General features: G+C 63.3%; 18 protein-coding genes and 1 pseudogene. 12 read left to right on the forward strand and 7 right to left on the reverse strand.

Going from position 1 to position 19,422, the window contains the following annotated elements:
* Positions 1–174: 174 nt before the first annotated feature.
* The 7 genes from fabD to gmk all read left to right on the forward strand — a co-directional run bounded on the left by fabD (position 175) and on the right by gmk (position 6,692).
* A complete protein-coding gene (fabD, locus tag NKJ32_RS06605) occupies positions 175–1,140 on the forward strand; it encodes an ACP S-malonyltransferase (protein ID WP_352638426.1) in 966 nt (321 codons plus the stop codon).
* Between the two features lie 60 nt (positions 1,141–1,200).
* A complete protein-coding gene (fabG, locus tag NKJ32_RS06610; protein ID WP_352453223.1) occupies positions 1,201–1,938 on the forward strand; it encodes a 3-oxoacyl-[acyl-carrier-protein] reductase in 738 nt (245 codons plus the stop codon).
* 187 nt (positions 1,939–2,125) lie between these two features.
* Positions 2,126–2,362 (forward strand): acyl carrier protein, encoded by a 237-nt coding sequence (locus NKJ32_RS06615; RefSeq protein WP_127851501.1) that lies wholly within the window; start codon positions 2,126–2,128, stop codon positions 2,360–2,362.
* A 34-nt stretch (positions 2,363–2,396) separates the two neighbouring features.
* On the forward strand, positions 2,397–3,659 hold the full coding sequence (gene fabF, locus NKJ32_RS06620) for a beta-ketoacyl-ACP synthase II (RefSeq protein ID WP_352467164.1): 1,263 nt from the start codon (positions 2,397–2,399) through the stop codon (positions 3,657–3,659).
* Between the two features lie 93 nt (positions 3,660–3,752).
* On the forward strand, positions 3,753–4,973 hold the full coding sequence (gene mltG / locus NKJ32_RS06625) for an endolytic transglycosylase MltG (protein ID WP_352567438.1): 1,221 nt from the start codon (positions 3,753–3,755) through the stop codon (positions 4,971–4,973).
* Positions 4,974–5,111: 138 nt separating this feature from the next.
* Positions 5,112–6,002, forward strand: a complete 891-nt coding sequence (locus NKJ32_RS06630) for a YicC/YloC family endoribonuclease (protein WP_352454404.1) — start codon at positions 5,112–5,114, stop codon at positions 6,000–6,002.
* 33 nt (positions 6,003–6,035) lie between these two features.
* The gene (gene gmk, locus NKJ32_RS06635; RefSeq protein WP_023677701.1) at positions 6,036–6,692 is read left to right on the forward strand and encodes a guanylate kinase; all 657 of its coding nucleotides are present in this window, start codon (positions 6,036–6,038) and stop codon (positions 6,690–6,692) included.
* Here gmk and NKJ32_RS06640 read toward each other — a convergent pair whose 3' ends face one another.
* The 7 genes from NKJ32_RS06640 to lptF form a co-directional block, all read right to left on the reverse strand.
* Positions 6,693–6,986, reverse strand: a complete 294-nt coding sequence (locus NKJ32_RS06640; protein WP_352454405.1) for a DUF1330 domain-containing protein — start codon at positions 6,984–6,986, stop codon at positions 6,693–6,695. It lies immediately after the preceding gene.
* 74 nt (positions 6,987–7,060) lie between these two features.
* Positions 7,061–7,900: a 16S rRNA (adenine(1518)-N(6)/adenine(1519)-N(6))-dimethyltransferase RsmA gene (gene rsmA / locus NKJ32_RS06645; RefSeq protein WP_023677699.1), complete on the reverse strand. Its 840-nt coding sequence runs from the start codon at positions 7,898–7,900 to the stop codon at positions 7,061–7,063.
* 67 nt (positions 7,901–7,967) lie between these two features.
* The gene (pdxA, locus tag NKJ32_RS06650) at positions 7,968–8,987 is read right to left on the reverse strand and encodes a 4-hydroxythreonine-4-phosphate dehydrogenase PdxA (RefSeq protein ID WP_352454406.1); all 1,020 of its coding nucleotides are present in this window, start codon (positions 8,985–8,987) and stop codon (positions 7,968–7,970) included.
* Positions 8,988–8,999: 12 nt separating this feature from the next.
* Positions 9,000–9,926, reverse strand: coding sequence for a peptidylprolyl isomerase (locus NKJ32_RS06655; RefSeq protein WP_352454407.1), 927 nt, complete (start codon positions 9,924–9,926; stop codon positions 9,000–9,002).
* 116 nt (positions 9,927–10,042) lie between these two features.
* Complete coding sequence (locus tag NKJ32_RS06660) at positions 10,043–12,460, reverse strand: LPS-assembly protein LptD (RefSeq protein ID WP_352827117.1); 2,418 nt, start codon at positions 12,458–12,460, stop codon at positions 10,043–10,045.
* Positions 12,460–13,545: an LPS export ABC transporter permease LptG gene (lptG, locus tag NKJ32_RS06665; RefSeq protein ID WP_023677695.1), complete on the reverse strand. Its 1,086-nt coding sequence runs from the start codon at positions 13,543–13,545 to the stop codon at positions 12,460–12,462. The genes NKJ32_RS06660 and lptG overlap by 1 nt, the downstream gene beginning before the upstream one ends.
* Positions 13,542–14,744, reverse strand: coding sequence for an LPS export ABC transporter permease LptF (gene lptF, locus NKJ32_RS06670; RefSeq protein ID WP_352569685.1), 1,203 nt, complete (start codon positions 14,742–14,744; stop codon positions 13,542–13,544). The genes lptG and lptF overlap by 4 nt, the downstream gene beginning before the upstream one ends.
* Positions 14,745–15,097: 353 nt before the next feature.
* Between lptF and NKJ32_RS06675 the strand changes: the two genes are divergently transcribed.
* From NKJ32_RS06675 to NKJ32_RS06695, 5 genes and pseudogenes are all read left to right on the forward strand, one after another.
* Complete coding sequence (locus NKJ32_RS06675; protein ID WP_352827119.1) at positions 15,098–16,264, forward strand: flavin-containing monooxygenase; 1,167 nt, start codon at positions 15,098–15,100, stop codon at positions 16,262–16,264.
* Positions 16,265–16,337: 73 nt separating this feature from the next.
* Positions 16,338–16,715 (forward strand): annotated as a pseudogene (locus NKJ32_RS06680) (VOC family protein); the annotation flags it as partial.
* Positions 16,716–16,770: 55 nt separating this feature from the next.
* Positions 16,771–18,267, forward strand: coding sequence for a leucyl aminopeptidase (locus NKJ32_RS06685; protein ID WP_352621266.1), 1,497 nt, complete (start codon positions 16,771–16,773; stop codon positions 18,265–18,267).
* Positions 18,268–18,305: 38 nt separating this feature from the next.
* Entirely contained in the window at positions 18,306–18,755 is a 450-nt protein-coding gene (locus NKJ32_RS06690) for a DNA polymerase III subunit chi (RefSeq protein ID WP_352708523.1), read from the forward strand.
* Positions 18,756–18,847: 92 nt separating this feature from the next.
* Positions 18,848–19,422, forward strand: a 575-nt coding sequence (locus NKJ32_RS06695; protein WP_352827121.1) for a phosphotransferase, incomplete at its 3' end; no start/stop codon positions are given.

A 19,422-nucleotide genomic window follows, 5' to 3' on the forward strand; every position in this document is an offset into this window, starting at 1 on the left:
GCGGCGGAAATAAGAAGAGCCAGCAAACAAATCGTGAGCGGTTTTCATCATGAGTGATCGCCAAAAAGCCTGCCGAAACAGGCACTCGGCCGATATTACGCGATCAAGGTTGGACTTGACTTGGCCGCACGCCTTGCGTCACAGGCAACGTGAACCAGCAGCTGGGAGCCGCCGATGGCCATCGCATTCACCTTTCCGGGGCAGGGCAGCCAGGCTGTCGGCATGGGCAAGGACCTCGCCGATACCTTTGTGGAATCGCGGCGGATCTTCGAGGAAGTTGACGACGCGCTCGGCGAAAACCTATCGAAGCTGATCTGGGAAGGCCCGGAAGAGACGCTGACGCTGACCGCCAACGCCCAGCCGGCGCTGATGGCGGTGTCGCTTGCCGCAATCCGGGCGCTGGAGGCGCGCGGCTTCTCCCTGAACGGCAAGGTCACCTATGTCGCCGGCCACTCGCTCGGCGAATATTCGGCACTTGCGGCCGCAGGTTTCGTTTCGGTCGCCGACGCCGCCCGGCTGTTGCGCATCCGCGGCAACGCCATGCAGGCGGCTGTGCCGGCCGGCGAGGGCGCCATGGCGGCGATCATCGGGCTGGAACAGGCCGACGTCGAAGCCGCTTGCGCAGAGGCCGCCCAGGGCGCCGCCAAAGATCCCGCACAAGCCTTGGTTTGCCAGATCGCCAATGACAATGGCGGCGGCCAGCTGGTGATCTCCGGCGCCAGGCCAGTGGTCGAACTGGCGGCGAGGCTATGCACGGAGAAGGGCGCCAAGCGGGCGCTGATGCTGCAGGTCTCAGCGCCCTTCCATTCGGCATTGATGAAGCCTGCGGCCGAGATCATGCGGGAGGCGCTGGCCGCCGTGACGAAGAGTGCGCCGGTCGTGCCGCTGGTCTCCAATGTTACGGTGACCCCGACGAGCGATCCCGACGAGATCGCCCGCCGACTCGTCGAACAGGTGATCGGGCGCGTGCGCTGGCGCGAAACGGTGGAGTGGTTCGGCAGCAACGGCGTTGCGACGCTTTACGAAGTGGGCGCCGGCAAGGTGCTGTCGGGGCTGGCCCGCCGCATCAACCGCGACATTGCCACCACTGCCATCGGATCCGCGGCGGATGTCGAGGCGGCGCTGGCGGCGCTTGCATAATCAACTGGCGATTTGACCCCGCTCCATGCGAAGGGTGTTCGCTCAGATCAGGAGGCAAGAATGTTCGAATTGACCGGCCGCAAGGCGCTCGTCACCGGCGCATCGGGAGGTATCGGCGAGGCGATCGCCCGCGTGCTGCACGGCCAGGGCGCCATCGTCGGCCTGCATGGCACACGTATCGAGAAACTGGAGGCGCTGGCCGCCGAACTGGGCGACCGGGTCAAGCTTTTCCCGGCCAATCTTTCCAACCGCGACGACGTCAAGGCGCTCGGCCAGAAGGCGGAGGCCGACCTCGAAGGCGTCGACATCCTCGTCAACAATGCCGGCATCACCAAGGACGGGTTGTTCGTACGCATGGCTGACGCCGACTGGGATAGCGTGCTCGAGGTCAACCTGACCGCCGTGTTCCGGCTGACCCGCGAGCTTACCCATCCGATGATGCGGCGCCGCCATGGCCGCATCATCAACATCACTTCAGTGGTTGGCGTCACCGGCAATCCCGGCCAGACCAACTACTGCGCCTCCAAAGCCGGTATGATCGGCTTTTCCAAATCGCTGGCGCAGGAGATCGCCACCCGCAATATCACCGTCAACTGCGTCGCCCCGGGCTTCATCGAATCGGCGATGACCGCCAAGCTCAACGACAAGCAGAAAGAGGCGATCATGGCGGCGATCCCGACCCGGCGCATGGGCACGGGCGCCGAAGTCGCCTCTGCCGTCGCCTACCTAGCTTCCAACGAGGCAGCCTACGTCACCGGCCAGACCATTCATGTGAATGGCGGCATGGCAATGATCTAACACTTGGGAAAACGCTTCATTCCGTCTTGGATGCACGGGATTTTTCGTGTAATGCCGCCCGCAACCCGGCGGTTCGGGCAAAAACCGGTCCTGTTCCGCTGCGTTTCCGGCAGGACCATCTTTCAGCTTGATTAGCGGCATTCTGCCCGCTAACGAAGACAGACAACCAAAAGACGAGGATGCCCAAATGAGTGACACCGCAGAGCGCGTCAAGAAGATCGTCATCGAGCACCTTGGCGTCGATGCCGAGAAGGTGACGGAGCAGGCGAGCTTCATCGATGATCTGGGCGCGGACAGCCTCGACACGGTCGAACTTGTCATGGCGTTCGAAGAAGAGTTCGGTGTCGAAATCCCGGACGACGCCGCCGAGACCATCCTGACTGTTGGCGATGCGGTGAAATACATCGACAAGGCCTCCGCCTGACGCTATTTGCAGTCATCACCGGGGAGGACCTGCGATGAGGCGTGTCGTCGTCACGGGCCTTGGGCTGCTTTCGCCGTTCGGCATGGGCTTCGAGCACAGCTGGAAGGAGCTTCTGACCGGCCGCAGCGCAGCCAAGCGCATCACCGAATTCGAGGTGGAAGACCTTGCCTGCAAGGTCGCCCACGTCATTCCGCGCGGTGACGGCTCCAATGCCACTTTCAATCCTGAAGCCGTTCTCGAGCCGAAGGAACTGCGCAAGATCGGCGACTTCATCCTGTACGGGATCGCGGCCGCCGACGAGGCACTCAAGGATTCCGGCTGGCAGCCGAAGACGCATGAGGAACAGTGCGCCACCGGCGTGCTGATCGGTTCGGGCATCGGCGGCATCGAAGGCATCGCCGAGAATGCGATGATCCTCAAGGAACGCGGTCCGCGCCGCATCAGCCCATTCTTCATCCCTGGCCAGATCATCAACCTCGTCTCCGGTCAGGTCTCGATTCGGCATGGGCTGAAAGGCCCAAACCATGCCGTCGTCACCGCTTGCTCGACGGGTGCGCACGCCATCGGCGACGCCGCCCGCCTGATCATCTGGGGCGATGCCGACGTTATGGTCGCAGGCGGCGCCGAAGCGCCGGTGACGAGACTGTCGATCGCCGGGTTCGCCGCTTGCCGCGCGCTCTCCACCGAGCGCAACGACGCGCCACAAACGGCCTCACGCCCCTATGATCGCGATCGCGACGGCTTCGTCATGGGCGAGGGCGCCGGTGTTGTCGTGCTCGAGGAGCTCGAACACGCCAAGGCCCGCGGCGCCAAGATCTATGCCGAGGTCACCGGCTACGGTCTGACCGGTGACGCCTATCACATCACCGCGCCTGCCGAAGACGGCGACGGTGCTTTCCGTTGCATGACCGCGGCGCTGAACCGGGCGAAGCTGACGCCGGCCGATGTCGACTACATCAACGCGCACGGCACCTCGACCATGGCCGATACGATCGAACTCGGCGCCGTCGAGCGGCTGGTCGGCAACGCCGCCTCGAAGATATCGATGTCGTCGACCAAATCGTCGATTGGCCACCTGCTGGGCGCGGCTGGTGCTGCCGAGGCGATCTTTTCGATCCTCGCCATTCGCGACAACATCGCGCCGCCGACCATCAATCTTGACAATCCGGAGCGCGAAACGGCGATCGACCTGGTGCCGCACAAGCCGCGGGCCCGGCAGATCGACGTGGCGCTGTCCAACTCCTTCGGCTTCGGTGGCACCAACGCCTCGCTCGTCTTCCAGCGCTACAATGGCTGACCGCTCTGCCGGTTTCCGTCTGCCGTCAATTTTGCCATATTCGCCCCTACTCTGCCCGAGGGGATTCGTCGCAAGATCAAATGGTAGGGCGCTATGAACACAAATCCGGCCGATAACGGGGAATTCGGGCAACGGGCAGCAACGCCCGGCCCGATCGTGCCGAAGACGGCCAGCGAGGCGTTGCGGCCCGAGGCCGGCACGCCGCCGCCGAAGCGCTCGCGTGCCTCGCGCAGCCAGTTCGTCGTGTTCATGAACTTCGTCATCTCTTCGGTGATGCTGATGGTGCTGGCGGCAGGCGTTGCGCTGTATTTCGGCAAGCAGGAGTTCAACGAGCCCGGCCCGTCGGCCAATGGCGACACTTTCCTGGTCAAGCCGAATAGCGGCGTCCAGGAGATCGCTGACCAGCTTGAGCGGCGAGGGCTGATCAGCGACGCCCGCATTTTCCGCCTTGGCGTGCGCGCCTTCGGCAATGATTCGGCCCTGAAGGCCGGCGAATACGAGATCAAGCCGCAGGCGTCGATGCACGATATCATGGAACTGCTGAAGAGCGGCAAGTCGGTGATGTATTCGCTGACTATCCCCGAGGGGCTGACGGTCGAGCAGGCGCTGCAACGGATCGCCGAGCAGGACGCGCTGACCGGCGATATGCCGTCGACCACTCCACCTGAGGGCAGCCTCGCCACCGACACGCTGCGTTTCACCCGCGGCGCAACACGCCAGCAGATGGTCGACAAGCTTCTGGCCGACCAGAAGAAGCTGGTCGACGAGGTCTGGCAGCGCCGAGCGCCGGATTTGCCGATCGCCAACGTTGAGGATTTTGTCACCCTGGCCTCGATCGTCGAGAAGGAGACCGGCAAGGGCGATGAACGCTCGCGCGTAGCCGCCGTCTTCCTCAACCGGCTGGCCAAGGGTATGCGGCTGCAGTCGGACCCGACCATCATCTACGGCCTGTTCGGCGGCAAGGGCAAACCCATCGACCGCCCGATCTATCAGTCGGACATCCAGAAGCCCACGCCCTACAACACCTATCTGATCAACGGCTTGCCGCCGACGCCGATCGCCAATCCCGGCCGTGCGGCGCTGGAGGCCGTCGCCAATCCGTCGAAGACCAGCGATCTCTACTTCGTCGCCGACGGCAGCGGCGGGCACGTCTTTGCCTCGACGCTCGATGAGCATAACGAGAATGTCGCTCGCTACCGGGCACTGCTGAAAAAGCAGGCGCAGGACGCCGCCAAGGCCGGGGCAACCAATACCGGAGCCGACACGCCGGCGGGAGCCATCGTTGACGATGCGGGCGCCACCGCCGCCCAGTAGGGCCGGACGCCATCAGGTTGGCCCTGTGCATGTCCGGGTGGATGTGCAAGGGCTGCTATGGCATTGAAATTCACATGATCCTGTCCGGAGAAAATCGCTCCGGCTTGAGGGGCATTCGGCAAAGGGACGCACGGCTACATGAACTTGCAGAGCATGACCGGTTTTGCGCGCAGTGTCGCCGAACACGACGGCACTTCGATTGCCTGGGAAGCCAAGTCCGTCAACGGCAAAAGCGTCGAGGTCAGGCTGCGGCTGCCGCAAGGTTTCGACCGGCTGGAGCCGGCCGTCCGGCAGACGGTGCAAAAGCGTTTTGCGCGCGGCAATTTCCAGATGACGCTGACCATTGGCCGCGCCGCCGGCGCTCAAGCGCAACCTGTGGTCAACGAGGCTTTCCTGAAGGATCTGGCGGGGTTGGCCAAGCGGCTGCAGGAGCAGTTCGGAGTAGCCCCTGCGGCGGCCGACGGGCTGCTTGCGCTGCGCGGCGTCCTCGACATTCCCGAAACCATCGAAACCGAAGAGGCGCGCAGTGCGCTCGATACCGCAATACTGTCGGCGCTGGAAGCAGCACTGAACGGGCTGCACCAGGCGCGCCAGGGCGAAGGTGCGGCACTTCGTTCCCTGCTGTCCGGCCATATCGACGCCATCGAGGCGCTGACGCTGCGGGCCGAGGCCGATCCATCACGCGAACCGGCCACGATCCGCGAAAGGCTCGCCGAGCAGATCCGCCTGTTGATGGACGCGTCTGCCAACCTGGACGCCAGCCGGCTGCATATGGAAGCGGCGTTCCTGGCCACCAAGGCCGACATACGCGAGGAAATCGACCGGCTGAAGACGCACGTGGTGTCGGGGCGGGCACTGCTCGCCGGAGGTGGGGCCATCGGCCGCAAGCTCGATTTCCTGGCACAGGAATTCAACCGCGAATCGAATACGCTGTGTTCCAAGTCGAATGCTGCCGCCGTCACCGCCATCGGGCTGGAACTGAAGGCGGTCGTCGACCAGTTTCGCGAACAGGTCCAGAATCTGGAATGATCCCGATGCCAAGCCACATGACTGCCAAGCCCCATGACCGCTAGGGATGTAGGTTCCCGCATTCGGCGCCGCGGGCTGATGCTGGTCTTGTCGTCGCCGTCAGGCGCCGGCAAGTCGACGATTGCGCGCAATCTGCTGGAGAGCGATTCCAGCCTGGAATTGTCGGTCTCGGTCACCACGCGGCCACGCCGCGGCAGCGAGATCGAGGGCGTCCATTACCACTTCCGTACCATGCGCGAGTTCGAGCGGCTGCGCGATTCCGATGCGCTGCTCGAATGGGCGGAGGTGCACGGCAATTGCTACGCGACGCCGCGCGAGCCGGCTGAACAGGCGCTGGCCGAAGGCCGCGACATGCTGTTCGACATCGACTGGCAAGGCGCTCAGCAGCTCAAGGAGAAGATGCGCGCCGACATCGTCTCGATATTCATCCTGCCGCCATCGATGAAGGAATTGAAGGCGCGGCTGAAGCGTCGCGCCGAGGACCAGGAAGCGGTGATCGAGACGCGGCTCAAGAACGCCCGCAACGAGATCGAGCACTGGAAGGAATATGATTTCGTCATCGTCAACGACGATCTCGACCGCGCTTTCGCCGAGGTGCGGGGCATCGTCACGGCCGAACGGCTCAGACGCGATCGCCGGCCGGGCCTGTTCGATTTCGTGTCGGGGCTGCTCGACGAAAAGACGGATTGATCAAGGCGGCGTCCCCGCGACCAGGATCAGATTGCGGCTGAGCGCGGCGTCGCGCAGTTCCAATGCCGCGGCATATTCGGCGGAGCGGTACCAACGCCGCGCCGTGTCCATGTCGGGGAATTCCACGATGATCAGCGGCCCGGGAGACCAGTCGCCTTCCAACCTTTCCACCTCGCCGCCGCGTACCAGATAGCGCCCGCCATGCTGGGCGATGGAGGCAGCCGCGCGGGCGCGATAGGCTTCGATAGCCTCTGCGTCACGGATCGTGACGTCGGAAATGACATAGGCGGCCATTGTTTGTCTCCGGGCAGGTTTGTCCGGCTATCTATGCCGTGAGAGCGGAAATTCCACGCAGACGCGTCCCGGCATCACACCGCGTTGGTCAGGCGAACGAACTCCTCGACGCTGAGCGTCTCCGCACGCCTGGTCGGATCGATGCCGGCGCGGGTGAGCAGCGCCTCGCCGCCGAGGCTTTTCACGCTCTGCCGCAGCATTTTCCGGCGCTGGCCGAATGCCGCTTCGGTGACGCGGCTGAGCCGTTTCACCTCTGCCGGCAAGGGGTTGGCACGCGGCACAAGATGCACCACCGAGGACGTCACCTTGGGTGGCGGCGTGAACGCCTGCGGCGGTACGTCGAAGGCAATCCTCGCCTCCGTCCGCCAGCCGGCCAGCACGCCGAGCCGACCATAGGCCTCGCTGCCGGGGCTGGCTGCAATGCGTTCGGCGACCTCGCGCTGGAACATCAGCGTCATCGATGTGTAGAACGGCGGCCACTCGGTAACGGTCAGCCAGCGGATCAGCAATTCGGTGCCGATATTGTAGGGCAGGTTGGCAACGATTTTCGCCGACCCGCCGCTTCCCGGCACTCCTTTTGCAAGCGCTGCAAAATCAGCTTTCAGCGCATCGCCGGCTACGATCTCGAGCCGACCCGGATAGTGGTTCGCGATCTCGGCCAAGGCCGCCAGGCAGCGCTCGTCGCGCTCGATCGCGACGACCCGCCGGGCGCCGTTGAGGAGCAGGGCACGAGTCAGCCCGCCCGGACCGGGACCGACCTCGATAACCGTAACGTCGCTCAGGTCGCCGGCGGTTCGCGCAATCTTGCTTGTCAGGTTAAGGTCGAGCAGAAAATTCTGGCCCAGCGCCTTTTTCGCCTGCAGCCCATGGCGCTCGATCACCTCGCGCAGTGGCGGCAGGCCGTCTATGCTCATCGGGCTGGGCTCATCAGGCGGGCTCATCGGGTTAAGGCCATCGAATTTGGCTGATTGGGCTCAGGGCCTACGGCCTTTTCCCGGTATCGGCAAGAACGCGAGCGAGTTTCAGCGCTGCAATCAGGCTGCCGGCACGGGCGATGCCCTTGCCGGCGATGTCGAAGGCGGTGCCGTGGTCGGGCGAGGTGCGGACGAAGGGCAGGCCGAGCGTGACGTTGACCGCCTCGTCAAACGCCAGCGCCTTGGCCGGGATCAGCGCCTGGTCGTGATACATACAGAGCGCCACGTCGTAGCCGGCGCGGGCGCGAGCATGAAACAGCGTGTCGGCCGGCAATGGCCCGAAGGCGTCGATCCCTTCCTGCCTCAGCCGGTCGACTGCCGGGCGCACGATCCGCTCGTCTTCGGTGCCCATGGTGCCGCCTTCGCCGGCATGCGGGTTGAGGCCGGCAATGGCGAGCCGCGGCTTGGCAATTCCGAAGCGGTTCGCAAGGTCGGCGGCGGTGATGCGGCCGGTGGCGACGATAAGGTCCGTCGTCAGCTCTTTCGGCACCTCGGCCAGCGCGATGTGGATGGTGACCGGCACGGTGCGCAGGTCCGGTCCGGCAAGCAGCATCACAGGCGTCACTTCGGTGCCGGTGTGAAGCGATGCCAGATGCGCCAGATATTCGGTGTGGCCGGGAAAGCGAAAGCCGGCGTCGTAGAGCGGCTTCTTGGCGATGGGGCAGGTGACGACCGCGGCAGCGCGGCCAGCCAGGCAGTCGGCAACGGCGCGGTCGATCGCCTCGATGATGCCGGCGGCGTTGGCTGGATCCGGGCGGCCGGGACTGTCGACGAAACGGGCAGCAAGCGCCACCACCGGCAGCGCGCGCGAAAACACCCCCGGCGCTAACGCCGGCGTCGTCTCGGCAATCGCGATATCGGTGCCGAGCCTGTGCGCCCGCGCGGCAATCAGTGCCGGATCGGCAAGGAGATAAAAAGACGGAACGCCAGCGCTATCGCGGGCCTGCCAAGCAGCGATGGCGATGTCCGGCCCGACGCCGGACGGATCGCCGACGCTCAACGCCAGCGGAAGCTCTGCGTCAGCCACGGCGCTTCGACTTCAGCGCTCGATTATGCGGGCTTTCTTCCGCAACTCCTCGACATATTTCTTCGAGAGTTCGTCGGCGTTCTTGTCGTTCGAACCTTCACTCTGGAACACCATCTGCGCGGCTTTGTCGTCTGACACTTCGCGCGACGAGCAGATGCCGATGAATTCGACACCGCGGTCGGTTTCGCGCGTCGTGGTGGCGCCGCCGACCTTTGTAGCCTTTATCTGCTCGGCCCAGTCCGCCGGCAATTGGGGCGCCAGCACCCGGCCGAGATCGCGAACGGTGACATCGATCAGGCCCTTGGCGAATTCGCGGGTGGTGTTGCAGCCGTTGAAGCGGGCGCGCATGGCATCGGCTTCGCGTTTGCGCTTGGCCAGCGTCGCGCTGCGCTCGGCCGCCGGCACCACGAAGATGACCTGCTGCAACATGTACTCTGTGGCGCTCGGTTTGCTGCCGCCTTTTTCGAGCATGCGCTTGACGAGGTCCTGCTCGCTCACGGCGCCGCCACCGTCTCCGGAACGGGAACGCGCGGTCAGCGCCTGGTTCCAGGCCATCTGCGCCCGGATAAAGTCCTTGAAATGCTCCTTGGTGACGCCGGATTGCGCCATCGCGCCGTCAAGCTGCTTGAGCGGCATCTTGTTGCTGGTGGCGAAACGCTGATAAGCGGCATCGACCTGCGCGTCGCTGATGCGGATGCCGAGCCGCCGGGCTTCGGCCAGGCGCAGCGTCTGGTCGATCATTTCCTGGCCGGCATCGCCCTTTCTGTGCTGCAGGCGCAGGAAAGCGGCCCGATGCTGGATGTCGCCGGTGGTTATCGGTATATTGTTGACGACGTATTTGATCTCGGTGGCGAAAACTGGCCGCGTCACCGCGGTGGTCGAGAACGCCACCAGCAGCGCGAACCCTGCCGAAAAGAGGTATTTCCTCATCGAAAGCATCCCAATTCCATCCCGATTCGGCCCAACCTATCCAGTTCAGGCCGTCAAAATTCGTGCCTGCTCTATGCGGCGAAACAATGTCGTCCGCCAGGCGCCCCGTTGCCGACCGCTGCCCGTTATTGAATGGTGTCGATGGAGCGTTGCGACGAGCCGAAATCGCCGAGCGTGCGGAACGACAGGTTGAAGCCGACGTTCTGCGATACTTCCTTGGTGTTCAGGTCACGTCTTTCCGAAAACGTCATCAAATAGGTAAAGCACGAATCACTATAGGCAAAGCCGACCCCGTCCTTGACCAGAACGCTCTGCTCCAGATCATATGTGCCGGTGCCAAAGACGCGCCAATTCTCGGCAAGATGTGTCGAGGCGCCGAGCGTAACCTCATGGCGATCGGTCGAGAAGCCATAGAGCGGCTGCGCCTGGATGAAGGCGTATTTGGCGCTCAGCGATACCGGCAGGCCTGAAAAGGCGGCCTTTACCTCAGCGCGGCGGATCTCGAAGCTTTGCTCGTCGAAACGGCCGCTGACCGAGCCGGAAAACCCGCTGGGGCTGTTGAAGCCGACAAGGCCGACATAGTCGGAGGTTGCAGTTTCAAGACCTGAATAGGCGCCGACATTGACAAGGTCCGGCGTGCCGAACGAGTTCTGGCCGCCGAGCTGGTAGGATTGGCCGAACACCGCATTGGTGCCCCAGCCATTGTCATATGCGCCGGAATAGCGCAGCCCGACATTGGCGCGTGTGCCGCCTTCCATGCGGTCATAGCCCGAGAATTTGTCGCGCTCGAACAGCGTCGTGGCGTCGAAGACGAAGCTCTGGGCGTCCTCGTTGGGGACCGCCAGCCCGCCGACATATTGCTCGTTCGGACGCATGAATACCTGCGCCATCGGTTCGAAGACATGGCTGGAACTGGTCATCGAAAACAGCACCGGCCAGCGCATCTCAAGGCCGGCGGTCGCCATGTAGCGGGCAAGCGATGAACGCATATCGTCCTCGACGCCGAGATTGGTCGCCATCTGGTTGATGGCGTCGAGCGAGGCCGAGGAGGCGTTGACGTAGCCGGCGTCGCCGCGCAGCGCCAGGAGCGGTGTCAGCAGCAGCCCGCCATCGGTGGTGAAGGTGCGCTTCCATTCGGCTTCCGCGGTAAGGCGGCCGGATTGACCGTCGATGCCGCGGACGTTGTTGACGGACGAAGGGATGCCCGAATTTGCAAGAGCCGTATCGAGCCTGTCGCGGTCAATGACCCGCGCGTTGACGTCGAACGACAGCTGCCCGCCGGCCACCGGCATGTCGGGGATATAGGCGTAGTCGAGCGAGGGCAGCACCCAGGGCTGCTTGGCGGCGCGTGCAGTCGGATCGCTGGCGAGCGTGTCTTCCTGAACGTCGAAGTGCATGGCGCGCACATCGAAGTAATTGCGATCGTTGAGCCCCGTCAGGTACACCTCGGAGCGGTGCACGCTATCGTTGAAGCCATCGATGTCGTAGGTGCGCGCGAAATTCTTGTCGCTCTGGAGCAGGATGTCCCAGCCGAAGTCCCAGCGCGGGTTGATGGCGAACTGGCCCTGGGTGCCCATCATGCCGCGGAACCTGTTCGGGTCGCCTTCGGTTCCCGAATTCACGTTGTGGCCATTGTCGTCGATGAATGCGTCGGGATTCTCCTGCCGGATGCCCGCAATCTTCAGGCTGTACTGACCGTTGTTGAAGCGCTGCCTCCACTCGGCCTCACCGAGGAAACCTTGCTTGATATAGCCGCTGCCAGTGACAGTGAGATCGTAGGTCGGCGAGAGCGCGAAATAATAGGGGACTTTAACACCGACGCCGAGATCGCTCTTGTAGGCGACGCCGGGGATCAGGAAGCCGCTCTTGCGCTTGACCGTTGGGTCGGCGATCTCGAAAGCCGGCAGATAGGCCAGCGGAAAGCCGAAGAACTCGAAATTCGAGTTCTCGAAGCGAACCGTCTTCTTCTCGCCGTTCCAGATGATCTTCCTGGCCTTGATACGCCAGGTCGGCGCTTTGTCGGGCTTGTCCTCGCACGGCTCGCAGGCGGTGTAGACGCCATTGTGGAACGTCGTCAGCACGCCGCCCATGCGCTCCGCGCTTTCGGCGGCGAAATACGCCTTGTCTATGGTCTCGACCCGCAGCGCGTTGACGAAGCCGTCGGCGAAATCGTCAGTGATGTCGGCATGCTGCGAATAGATTTTGGTGCCGTCGCTATTGACGAGTTCGACATTGCCGCTGGCGACGAGGCGTTTGGTGTTGCGGTTGTATTCGACCCGCTGGGCGACGAGACGGTTGCCGCCGTAGTCGATCTGGACGCCGCCGACGGCCGTCACTGTCTGCTTGTCGTTGTCGTAGACCAGCGTATCGGCTGCCAGCAGCATCTGCGTGCCGCTCGGAACCTTCGTTGCCAGCTCGCTGACGTCCTGGGCAAAAGCCGGTGCAACCGGGGCGGCGCTGGCAAGCAGGCACGCCAAGGCGCTCGCCGCAGAGAGGCGTGCCAAACCGGCGTGCCTATGGCTGCGCAAAACCGCCTCCCTCACTAGCCGTCTTCCTTGTATAGCAGGAATGTCACCCCGAAGAACATAGCCACGACAACCGGGACCCAAGCCGCTACGGCCGTGGGTACGAATCCCGCTACGCCGAATGCCTTGACCAGCACCGAAACGACATAAAGCAGAAAGCCGGCCACGATGCCACCCAGAATCATCGTTGCCGACTGCCCCATCCTCGCAAATCGCATTGATACCGTTGCCGCAATCAGCGTCATCGCGACAAGCAGGAAGGGCAGCGCAATCAGGGAATTGAACTGCATGGCGAAGGCGTTTGCCTTGAGGCCGAAGGAGCGGGCCACTTCGATCTTGCCGGGCAGATCGTAGAAGGGAATGGTCTCAGGGCGGGCCAACCGCTCTTGCACGAATTCCGGCTTGAGATTGGTCGGCAGCCGATCGCTGGGTAACGACTGGATGGTACCGTCCCGGAACACCTTGACGTCCTGCAATTCCCAGTAGCCGTCCCGCAAAAAGGCGCGCGCCGCATCCTTGCGCTCGATGATGTCGCCTTGCGGGCTGAAGCTGAAGAAGACCGCGTCGGCCATCTCCAGGCCTTGATTGAGAATGGCGCGCGCGCCGATGATGGTGTCGCCGGCGTTGGTTTTCTGCCTGATCCAGGGCGCAGCATCGGCCGAGACGCTGTTCGACTTGCCCGAACGGAGCTGGGTCTCGATCTCCTCGGACCAGGAATAGGCGTGCGCGGCTACCGGATTGATGACGCCGACCGACAAGGCTCCAAACAGCAGCGCCCCGATGCAGCACGGCAGCAGGAATTGCCATGCGGAAACCCCGGCGGAACGGGCAATGACCAATTCATATTTGCGGTTGAGCGACACCAACGTCGCCATCGCCGAGAACAGGCCGACGAACGGCACCGTCTGCAGCATGATCATCGGCATCCTGAGCCCCGAAATGGCGAACGCAGTTGCGTAGGTGAAGCCCGGCACGCCGGTCGTGCGGCCGGAAAGCTCGGTGAAATCGATCAGGAACACCAGCGCCAAGAGGCCGATGAAGAACCAGATGGTGATCGTCACATAGCGAAAGAAGAAGTACCGACCCAGAGTCCAGCCCATCAGCCGGCCCCCTGTCCGGATGCGCCACGCCTGGCAAAACGGAGCTTGATGGCGCTCCAGCCGTCACTGAAGCGGCCGGCAAGATTGGTTATCCAATCGGCCCAGGCAACCGGCAGTTCCATGGTCCGGTTGGACACGATGAACCAGATGGCGATCGCCGACGCGACGATCGGGACGCCGTAGACCATATAGGCATATTGCGGCACCTTGTCGGCCTTGCCGGCGGCAAAGAACCCGAGCCAGCGCACGAACAGTGCAATCGCGATTGCCGTGATCAGCGGGTGCACACGCGCCTCGCGATGCGAGCGCGCATCTCCGGCAACGGCGAGCGCGATCAGCGCGAAGACGAGCGAATAGGACCACTCGGAAAAACGCTGGTTGAGCTCGGCCAGGTACCTGTTCGGCTTTTGCTGGTACATCTTGTCGTTCGGACTGGGATTGAGCAGATACTGGGTCGTCCGGTCCTTCGGCAAAAGCAGGATGTCAGATGATGCCGACATGAAAGCGGACAAGTCGAAGGCGTAGGAGGTGAACCGGATCACCGAGAGGTCGCCGGTCATGGTTTTGCGATGGATGACGCCGTCATTCATCATCAGCACCTTCTCGTCGCCGCGTTCGATGATGCTGCCGGTCTTGGCGTAGTAGATGAGATTGACGCCTTCTTCGCGCGAATCGGCGACGAAGATGCCGCCGAGGCGATTGTCGGGAAGCCGTTCGCCAACCTGCAGGAACAGGCCGTCATCGATCTTGCGGAAGGTGCCTTCCTGGATGATCAACGACAACAGATCGGCACGCGACGACGCAATCAACTCGCGGTTCTTCTGGCGTGCGTAAGGGTCGACGCCATTGTCGACGGCGAAGGAAAAAACGCTGGCTGCAAGTGCCAGAAGCATGATCGGCCTGACGATGGTCCAGCGTGAAGCGCCGGCGGCATTGATGACGGCCAGCTCCGAATCCGAATTCATCACGCTGAGTATCTGGGCGACCGCGACCACCAGGGCGAACGGCACGACGATCGGAACGATCGTCGGGATGATCAGCGCTGCGACTTCGAAGAAGGTGAGGGCCGACTGACCGCTATCGGTGACGAGGTCGATGCGGGCGAGCACCTGAGTCGTCCAGACGATCGCCAGCGTCCAGACGAGCGCCAGCGCGAATACCGCGAAAGCACGGCGCATGATGTAACGTTCAACGACCTTCATGAAGGCTTTTCTCGGCGATTTCGAACGGCATCATGCCTTGGAACAAGGTAGTCGTCCGGCGCCGGCTGCACAACTGGCTCAGTTTGGCGGTTCGATCTGGGTTCTGTCCCGGATCGCAAAATCCGCTGGGCCGGAGTGTCGGCGGCAATGGATAAGAAAGAGCGAACATTGTTGGTTAACAACAGGTTGCGGCGGGAAGCGGGGCCGGGCCGCGACGAATCGTGGATGGTTCGATATCGCATATGGGAGCGATTTCGGCCAAAGTCTTGTCAAATGCGGCAAAACGACCAAATGTCGCGCCGGTCGCGACCGCCGCGACATGATAAGACGGGTCAGGATCTGTGAGCCCCAGCATGGAAGCGGAAAAATTGCGCGGTCAAACCGGTCGGGAAACGATCTTTGACGGCGCGATCGTGGTCGGCGCCGGCGCAGCCGGCCTTGCCGCCGCCCACGCCTTGATGAAGGCCGGCGTACCGACGCTCGTCCTGGAAAAGGAGAGCCGGCTTGCCGAACCCTGGCATCGGCGGCACCAGCGGCTGCACCTCAATACGCATCGCGATCTCTCGACGCTGCCCGGCGTCGGCTATCCCGCAGGCACCCCGGCTTTTCCGCATAAATCGGCCGTCATTCGCCATCTGAACGATTTCAGCCAGGCGCATGGTCTGCCGGTCGCATTCGGCGTTGCCGTTGAAGAGATCACGTTCGACGGCGATCACTGGACCGTGCGGACGAACTCCGGACGTCGTCTGGCGCGTCATGTCGTCGTCGCCACCGGGCGCGACCGGCAGCCGTTTATTCCCGCGTGGAAAGGCATGAAGGATTTTGCAGGCCGGATTATCCATTCGGCCGATTTTGGCGAGGCGAAGGACTACGTCGGCAAAAAGGTGCTGGTCGTCGGAGCCGGCAATTCGGGGTTCGATGCACTCAATCATCTTGCGAATGCAGATGCCCAAAGCATCTGGCTGTCGGCCCGCAACGGCCCGTCGCTGCTGCCGAAACGCATCGGCAAGGTCGCCGTCCACAGGCTTTCACCGTTAATGGCGAGCTTGCCGGTGCGGCTGGCCGATGCGGTGATGGCGACAACCCAGCGCCTGGTTTTCGGCGACTTGACGAAATTTGGGCTTCCGCCGGCTCCCACAGGCGGTGCGAGCCGTCTGAGCGCCGACTACACCGCGATCGCAGCCGATGACGGCGCGGTTCGCGCCATCAAGGCAGGCACGATCGTGGTGCTGCCACCATTGCGGGAATTTACCCAAGACGGCATCGTATTGAATGACGGCAGGTTGATCACGCGCGATATCGTCATTGCAGCGACCGGCTATCGCACCGGTCTGGAGCAGATGGTCGGCAAGCTCGGCGTTCTCGACGGCAAGGGCGTTCCGCTTTTCAACGGCGGCGATGCCGATCCGAAATTGCCCGGCCTGTGGTTTACCGGCATGCGGCCGAGCATTCGCGGTTGTTTCGCCAACGCCCGCATTCAGGCCAGGACGATAGCGGCGCGGATTGTCAAGCAGCGATAATGAGCCGGACTATGCCGACTGTTCCGCCCGCAATAGACACGCCTTGTTGAAAGGTGCTCGAACCGAAAGGTCAATGGTCATGACGCCAGTCAGCATTCGCTACATGGTCGATGATGTCGCCGCCTCGATCGACTTCTACTGTGGACATCTGGGCTTCGCTGTTGAACAGGACGCGCGACCGGCTTTTGCTTCCGTCACACGCGGCGCTTTACGGCTCCTTCTAAGCGGCCCCGGCAGTTCGGGTGCACGGGCGATGCCGGATGGCCGGCAGCCGGTGCCGGGAGGTTGGAATCGCATCCTGTTGGTGGTGCCGGACCTGAAAGAAGAGGTTGCGCGCCTCAAGAGTGCTGGACTTGTCTTTCGCAACGATATCATAACGGGCGTCGGCGGTTCCCAGACGCTGCTCGAAGACCCATCGGGCAATGTCATCGAGCTGTTTCAACCCGCCGCTCACTGCCGAACGTTTCTCGCAATAATCCAACTCACTTCCCCGAAAGCAGGACATGATGAATTCGAGACCTTCGATCGCCTTTGCCAAATTCGCCGCGCCCAAAAAAGGCAGCGTTTTCGTTCTGGTGGCCGACGAGGGCGGCCTCAGCGATGCCGCCAGGGCTTGCGATCCGGCAAAGACCCTCGAGCGGGCTTTTCCGGTCGCCGACTTCACCGGCAAATTCGCCAGCCTGGTCGAAGTGCTGGCACCGGAAGGGACATCGCTCGAGCGGCTGGTGGCGGTCGGTGCCGGCAAGGGTTCCAATCTCGATGATTACGCCTGGCTGAAGCTCGGCGGCACGATTGCCGCGTCCTTTCGCAAGGCAACCGAAGTGGCCGTCGTGCTCGATCTTCCCGGTGCGGCCGTCAGCGGCAGGCAAGCCGTTCAGCTTGCAGCGGGCATCCTGCTGCGCAGCTATTCCTTCGACAAGTACAAGACCAAAAAGAACAATGGTGACGACAAGCGCGAGCCAAAAAAGCCGGTCAAGGTGACTATTCACACCGCCGATCCGGCAGCTGCAAAGAAGGCCTTCGCCGATGAAGCGGCGGTGATCGACGGCGTCTTGCTGGCGCGCGATTTGGTCAATGAACCGGCCAATGTTTTGGGACCGGTGGAATTCGCCGCCCGCATCGCCGAACTGGAGGCGCTCGGCGTCACGGTCGAGATCCTGGCCGAGAAGGAGATGAAGAAGCTCGGCATGGGTTCGCTGCTGGGCGTAGCGCAGGGTTCGCCGCGTGGCGCCCGCATCGCGGTCATGCGGTGGGACGGCGGCAAGGCCAAGGAAAGCCCGGTCGCCTTCGTCGGCAAGGGCGTCACCTTCGACACCGGCGGCAATTCGATCAAGCCGGCGTCGGGCATGGAGGACATGAAGGGCGACATGGGCGGCGCTGCTGCCGTCACCGGGCTGATGCACGCGCTGGCCGCGCGCAAGGCGAAGGTCAATGTCGTCGGCATTGTCGGGCTGGTTGAAAACGCCGTCGACGGCCACGCTCAGCGACCGGGCGACATTGTCACCTCGATGTCGGGCCAGACTATCGAAGTGCTCAATACCGACGCCGAGGGCCGCCTGGTGCTGGCCGATGCGCTCTGGTACTGCAACGACCGCTTCCAGCCGAAATTCATGATTAATCTGGCGACGCTGACCGGCGCCATCATGGTCGCGCTCGGCCAGCATTATGCCGGCCTGTTCTCCAACAATGACGAGTTGGCGGACCGGCTGACGGCGGCCGGACAGGCGACGCAGGAGCGGGTGTGGCGCATGCCGCTCGGTGCCGAATACGACAAGCTGATCGATTCCAAGAATGCTGACATGAAGAACATCGGCGGCCGCCATGGCGGCGCCATCATCGCCGCGCAGTTCCTGCAGCGCTTCGTCAAGGACACGCCCTGGGCGCATCTCGACATCGCCGGCACCGCGATGGGCGCGCCTTCCAACGAGATCAACCAGTCATGGGCTTCCGGCTTCGGCGTCAGGCTGCTCGACCGGCTGGTGCGCGATCATTACGAGCAATGAGCGGCTGGGGCGGGACTCCGACAATGTAGACTGAACGCATGGCCGAGATTCTGTTTTATCACCTGACCGAATCGACGCTGGAGGATGCGCTGCCCGGCCTCCTGGAGCGCAGTGTCGATCGCGGTTGGCGCGCCGTGGTGCAGACCGGCACCGAGGAACGGCGCGACGCGCTGGACCAGCATCTGTGGACTTTCCGGGACGATTCGTTTCTGGCCCACGCAACGGACCGCGAAGCCCATCCCGCCGAGCAGCCGGTGCTTCTGACCGTCGGCCCTGACAATCCGAACCAGGCGCAGATACGCTTCCTGGTCGATGGGGCGGTGCCGCCGGAGCTTGGCGGCTACCAGCGCGCCGTGTTCCTGTTCGACGGCCACGATGCAGCCCAGCTAGAGGCGGCACGCACGCATTGGAAGACAATGAAGGAGGCCGGCCACACCGTGACCTACTGGCAGCAAACGCCTGACCGGCGCTGGGAACGCAAGGCTTAGAGAACTTGCAGCCAAGTGGAATCACTGGCGCCGCAAGAGTGCGGCGACAAAAAGATGGACCGCCGGCTATTCAGAAGATCGGAGCAAGCCCGATGCCGCCCGATGAACGAACGCCAGGCATGCCGATAGATGCCGCACTTGTTCGCCGGCTGATTGCCGCGCAGTTCCCCAAATGGGCGGACCTGCCGGTAGAGACGGTCGAGCCTGGCGGCTGGGACAACCGCACGTTCCGGCTGGGCGACAGCATGTCGGTGCGGCTGCCGAGCGCTGCCGCCTATGTCGCCCAGGTCGAGAAGGAGCATCGCTGGCTGCCCCGCCTGGCGCCTCACCTGCCTCTGCCGATACCCGTGCCGCTGGCCAAAGGCGCGCCCGGGGAAGGCTATCCATGGCCTTGGTCCGTCTATCGCTGGCTTGGCGGCAGACCGGCGGCTGGCGAACTGATTGCCGATCTCACTGAGTTCGCCCGTTCGCTGGCCGGCTTTCTGGTTGCGCTCTACCGGATCGACGCTGCCGATGGGCCACCGGCAGGGCAGCATAATTTCCACCGCGGTGGCCGGCTTTCGGTCTACGACGCCGAGACCCGAGCCGCGCTCTCGGCGCTCGGCGGCCGCATCGACAAGGCCGCAGCCGAGGCCGTGTGGGCGACGGCCCTTGCCTCGCGATGGCA

The sequence above is a fragment of the Mesorhizobium sp. M0159 genome, from assembly GCF_040322295.1.
Taxonomy (GTDB): Bacteria; Pseudomonadota; Alphaproteobacteria; order Rhizobiales; family Rhizobiaceae; genus Mesorhizobium.